Consider the following 4,616-nt stretch of genomic DNA (forward strand, 5'->3'; position numbering starts at 1 on the left):
CAGGGTGACCGCAACCACTACGCTCAGTTGAACAGCCGCATCAGTGCACCGTGCAGGGCAAAGCTCCTCAAGGATGCGGATATCAAGGCCTACATCGATAGCCGATTCGAGAACTACGAGCCGAACGTCATTGAACAGTGCGCAAAGACTTGCCGCCGCAACTTCCGTCTGCTTTCACACCTCGTGATGTGGAGTCGCGAACTCATGCGCAACAACCAACGGGACACGCTCGACAATGAAATCATTGAAAGTGCGTCACAGATGCTGGTGGTAGCCCAATGACACCCGCAGACCGCCGCGCACAGGATTTCAAGGTCATCCACGGCCTTGCAAGGCTCCTCGGGCTGAACGACGAAGCGTACCGCGACATGCTTAACGACCGCTACCATGTCCAAAGTTCCAAGGAACTGAACCCGCAACAGCGCTTCCAGCTCATCAAGGAACTCCGCGAAAAGGTCCACGGCAACGTGCAGAAGTTCAACGACCTCGTGGAACGCAAGAAACACTTGGCGACACCCAGGCAGCTGAGGGCAATCGAGGCGATGTGGGCAAAGGTGAGCAGGGCGACGACCGCCGCAGACCGAAAGAAGGCCCTCGACGCGTTCGTCAAGCGTCTCACAGGCATCGACCACGTAAGATGGATAACGATGCATGACGCACAGACGCTCATCAGGGCAATCAAGACCATGGGGGCGATGACTCCCGACGAATTTAAACAACACACAACTCAAACCAAGTAGGTAACTTATGGCACAAAAAGACAAACAAGGCAACTGGCTCGATTCCAAGGGCCGCCCCGTCCCGGAAGAATACATCCGTCCCGAAGACAAGAAAAAGGACAAGCTCGTCGAATCCATCATCAAGAAGGTGCAGAAGCTCTCCGACAAGCTCGCGAGCGAAAAGGCCGACATCGTGGGTTCTATCGAAAAGTACCTCAAGGAACTTGCGAAGGACAACAAGGTCCGCGAAGGCTGGAAAGGCAACATCCTCCTCTACAACTTCTCGCAGAACCTCTGCATCGAACGCCGCATTGACGAGACCATCAGTTTCGACGAACGCCTACAGATGGTCAAGACTACCATCGACAAGTGGATTAACGACAAGCTCAAGGACACCGACCCGACGCTTTCCAAGGTCATCGCTCAGGCGTTCTCCGTTGACAAGCAGGGCCGCATCAATACGGCGATGCTCCTCAAGCTCAAGCGCATCGACATCCAGGACCACGAATGGAAAAAGGCCATGCAGCTCCTTGACGACTCCATCTTCGTGAAGTCCTCCAAGATGGCACTCCGCTTCCGCTCCAAGAACACCGATGTTCCCGAAGGTGGCTGGAACGAAATCAGCTTGAACTTCAACGACATCCAAGTTGACGCAGAGGAAGTCAAGAATGCCGAACAGTAAAGAGACGCTCGACTTCTTCCGCGACCAGCTCTCCCTCGAAGCGGACTACACGCACGGTTATGCAGTCGTCATCAGGCAATCGGCAGGCAAGGAACTCATGCGCGGCGTAGGCACAAGCCCCCACGCGGCAATGAACGACCTGCTTGCAAAGTGGGAGAAGGGATGAGCAAACAACAAATCTTTCCGCTGGTCCTCATCATCCTTGACATTGCGGCGGCCATCGTTTACGGCATCGTAGATATGGACATCCGCAAGGTCATCTACTGGGTAGCGGCGGCAGTCCTTACCATCACGGTCACGTTCTAGCCATTTTCGTGACCACAGCCCGTTGCAAAGACAGCCATGGAGTGGATGGCGCGGGGTGTAAGCCCCCGCACGGGTACTAACCAATCAACAAGGAACCATGCAGCGCACCAACAAGCTCATTATCGCCTTCACGGCACTCACGGCAGCCGAAATCTTAGGCTTCGCTATCGTCATCAACCTACTCAACAACTTCTAGCCATGAAATTCAAACGCATCCACATCAACATCGAACGCAAAATCTTCCTCCCGGACCGCACCATCGGCTGGATGAAAATATCACGCGAATACCTCGACACCGACCTCAAGACATGGCGGTCACGAGAATACGACCCGCAGGGCCATTTCGTCTGCTACACCATGGAACCCACAGTCCGCACGGGCCCGAAAGTTCCCGGAAAGACGGCAATCCCCGCAGGCACATACCAGTGCATCATTACGCACTCCAAACGCTTCCAGCGACCGCTCCCGCTCATTTTGAACGTGCCCGGATTTGCTGGGGTTCGCATCCACGGTGGAAACCGCCCGGAGGACACACAAGGTTGCATCCTTGCGGCCTTCAAACACGACGAAAAGTCGAACATCATCTATCAAAACGCCACGTCCAAGGTCATCGAGTACATGACCGAGGACTACAACGAAGCGACCCTCACCATCATCAACAAGAGATAAAATGAACTTAGCCATTCGCCCCGACATCCCGACATGGAAAGAATACATGGACCGCACCGACCTCTGGGAAATCCAGTACAAGATGCACATCGAAATCCAGTCTTCGCTCATCCCCGGAGTCCTCGTCTATGAAATCCACCCCGGCTATATCACTGATTTTCGCAGCGGCCCATCTGTCGTGAATCCGTTCATCCCGAAGATTGGCGATATCAAGCTCGCAATCGCGTGGATGATCCACGATGTGAACTATCACGGATTTCTCAGCAAGAAATTCTCCGACCAGCTCCTTCGCGAAATGCTGGAACACGCAGGCATCGGACCATTCAAGCGCAACGCGGTTTACTATGCAGTCAAGATCTGTGCCGGTTCGCACTACAACACCCTCGACGAAGACCAAGGCCCCATCTACAACCACAACAAAACGCTTGTGCGGATGCGATGGCTAGACAAAGGGCAAGTTCTCAAGAGCTTCAACGGCAAAAAACTCAAAATCAAGGCCCCGTAAGGGGTCTTTTTTAAAGGAGCCAAACATGCAAAAGACCTCAAAAAAGCGCACCGAAATGGGCAATTTCGACACGCTAAAGCACCGAATTAGGCACGGTTTCAAGGCCTACAGCCTCCATATAATCATCTTCCTTGGCAATCTGTTCGCGTTCGGCCTCATGATCGCCATAATCTTCAAGCTTCTTTCAACATTATCGAGGATAGCATAATGAAAGACATACTCATGAGCATGCACGGTAAATGGGCAGACCTCATTTATCAGGGCAAGAAAACACTGGAACTCCGCAAGACAGCCCCGAAAACAGGCGGCTATCTTGACGCTACCGTTTACATCTACAATACGGATGTCCGCAGCATCGATGGGCGTATGGTTGTAACGGAAGCATTCGAAATCAAAGAAATTACTGATGAAATCTGTGCTAAATCCTGCGTTTCCCGCGAAGAAATCATCAAGTACAAAGGCAACGGCAAACTTTACGGATGGGTAATTGAAGGAGCCGACGAATTTGAACCGAACTGGCTCCAGCTGGAAGACCTCGGAGCGACACGCCCGCCACAGTCCTGGCAATACATCAAGAGGTAACTTATGGAACACATCTTGAAAGTCACTAAAAAGAAATTTGAACCGCTGTTGAATGGCGACTTGACATTCGTCATCCGCAGGGCTGACCGCCTGTATTCCGTCGGTGACCGTCTCGTGCTCTTCGAAATGGATGGTGCACAAGAAACAGGCCGCTCGCTTATCGTCATCATCAAGTTCATAATGCACTCCGAGGACTCCGAAGGAATTAAGGACGATTACTGCGTTTTCAGCGTCAAACGCTCCGCAAAGAACTCCAGAACAAACGCAGGCAACCACCCGCAAAGCGAAGCCGAAGCCATAGAATACGCCGCCACAATCGGCAAGTCCGCAGACTGTGCAAAACGCTTCTACAACTACTACGCAATGACCGGCTGGAAGATGAAATCCGGCCTTCCGCTCTCCGACTGGCATGCCGCACTCAGGAACTGGAAGGACTACCAAGCCAACCAAAAGACCCCCGAACAAGCCGAAACAGATAGCCAGCTTGAACTCCTGCTCCCGCTGCTCCTCAAGAAAACCGCAGAGCTCGCCAAGAAATACAAAAAGCTCACTTTCAACGATCCACACATTGGCACAGTGCTCAACTTCTATGGTTTTGACCGCATGGAATACCCGTTCAACGCCTTTGAAGTCCATGAAATGGTCAAGCATTACGCCACATCAAAACGCATGGGAACAGGCATTGGAGACATGGATTCACCCAGCAATTACGGTAAAGACACGCTCTGCGTGCCAACAATCGAAGAGTTCTCGCAGATACTGCAAAAGAAAAAGACGAAAAGCAGCAACCCAAGCAAATAACACCAACCGCCAAAATTCTAGGGTCTCGGACAAAACCGAGGCTTTTTTTTGTCTCACAAAATGCGACAAACTCAAAAAACATGTCCGCACGAAATGTCCGCACCCCATTTTTCAATAAAAATTCAAAACGCCTTAAACGGCTCAAAAACGCCAATTCAATAAAATAAAAATGTCTCACCACTCGTGAGACATTTTCGCATCGAAAGAACACATGGCGAAATTTACGAAAAAACGGCAAAATCAAAAAACACACATTTATCGGGTAAAATGAGACAAGCAAACCCAATATAATCAAGGCTTCCGGCTTGATTTCCTCTTTTTAATCTTGTCTCATTTCTTCCGCTTTAGCATA

At 51.3% G+C, this 4,616-nt stretch carries 9 protein-coding genes; all 9 read left to right on the forward strand.

Features of this window, described 5'->3' with window-relative positions:
• Positions 1–282: hypothetical protein (locus tag IKG78_RS20320; RefSeq protein WP_290942299.1), on the forward strand; the 282-nt coding region annotated here is incomplete at its 5' end.
• The gene (locus IKG78_RS20325; RefSeq protein ID WP_290937921.1) at positions 279–740 is read left to right on the forward strand and encodes a regulatory protein GemA; all 462 of its coding nucleotides are present in this window, start codon (positions 279–281) and stop codon (positions 738–740) included. The genes IKG78_RS20320 and IKG78_RS20325, both read left to right, overlap by 4 nt.
• A 7-nt stretch (positions 741–747) precedes the next feature.
• Positions 748–1,401, forward strand: a complete 654-nt coding sequence (locus IKG78_RS20330) for a DUF3164 family protein (RefSeq protein WP_290937919.1) — start codon at positions 748–750, stop codon at positions 1,399–1,401.
• A complete protein-coding gene (locus IKG78_RS20335) occupies positions 1,388–1,567 on the forward strand; it encodes a hypothetical protein (RefSeq protein WP_290937917.1) in 180 nt (59 codons plus the stop codon). Before IKG78_RS20330 ends, IKG78_RS20335 begins: the two co-directional genes overlap by 14 nt.
• Complete coding sequence (locus tag IKG78_RS20340; protein WP_290937915.1) at positions 1,564–1,707, forward strand: hypothetical protein; 144 nt, start codon at positions 1,564–1,566, stop codon at positions 1,705–1,707. Before IKG78_RS20335 ends, IKG78_RS20340 begins: the two co-directional genes overlap by 4 nt.
• Positions 1,708–1,905: 198 nt before the next feature.
• A complete protein-coding gene (locus tag IKG78_RS20345) occupies positions 1,906–2,376 on the forward strand; it encodes a DUF5675 family protein (protein WP_290937913.1) in 471 nt (156 codons plus the stop codon).
• Between the two features lies 1 nt (position 2,377).
• Entirely contained in the window at positions 2,378–2,881 is a 504-nt protein-coding gene (locus IKG78_RS20350) for a DUF1353 domain-containing protein (RefSeq protein WP_290937911.1), read from the forward strand.
• A 207-nt stretch (positions 2,882–3,088) separates the two neighbouring features.
• Positions 3,089–3,463, forward strand: a complete 375-nt coding sequence (locus IKG78_RS20355; protein WP_290937909.1) for an ASCH domain-containing protein — start codon at positions 3,089–3,091, stop codon at positions 3,461–3,463.
• A 3-nt stretch (positions 3,464–3,466) separates the two neighbouring features.
• Positions 3,467–4,264 (forward strand): DUF3850 domain-containing protein, encoded by a 798-nt coding sequence (locus IKG78_RS20360; RefSeq protein WP_290937907.1) that lies wholly within the window; start codon positions 3,467–3,469, stop codon positions 4,262–4,264.
• The last annotated feature ends 352 nt before the right edge of the window (positions 4,265–4,616 follow it).

It is taken from the genome of Fibrobacter sp. (assembly GCF_017545445.1).
Lineage (GTDB): Bacteria > Fibrobacterota > Fibrobacteria > Fibrobacterales > Fibrobacteraceae > Fibrobacter.

Bases quoted from the DNA above. Each gene is read 5' to 3' on its own strand.
- IKG78_RS20325 (WP_290937921.1), top strand. From the start codon at position 279: ATGACACCCGCAGACCGCCGCGCACAGGATTTCAAGGTCATCCACGGC.
- IKG78_RS20330 (WP_290937919.1), top strand. From the start codon at position 748: ATGGCACAAAAAGACAAACAAGGCAACTGGCTCGATTCCAAGGGCCGC.
- IKG78_RS20335 (WP_290937917.1), top strand. From the start codon at position 1,388: ATGCCGAACAGTAAAGAGACGCTCGACTTCTTCCGCGACCAGCTCTCC.
- IKG78_RS20340 (WP_290937915.1), top strand. From the start codon at position 1,564: ATGAGCAAACAACAAATCTTTCCGCTGGTCCTCATCATCCTTGACATT.
- IKG78_RS20345 (WP_290937913.1), top strand. From the start codon at position 1,906: ATGAAATTCAAACGCATCCACATCAACATCGAACGCAAAATCTTCCTC.
- IKG78_RS20350 (WP_290937911.1), top strand. From the start codon at position 2,378: ATGAACTTAGCCATTCGCCCCGACATCCCGACATGGAAAGAATACATG.
- IKG78_RS20355 (WP_290937909.1), top strand. From the start codon at position 3,089: ATGAAAGACATACTCATGAGCATGCACGGTAAATGGGCAGACCTCATT.
- IKG78_RS20360 (WP_290937907.1), top strand. From the start codon at position 3,467: ATGGAACACATCTTGAAAGTCACTAAAAAGAAATTTGAACCGCTGTTG.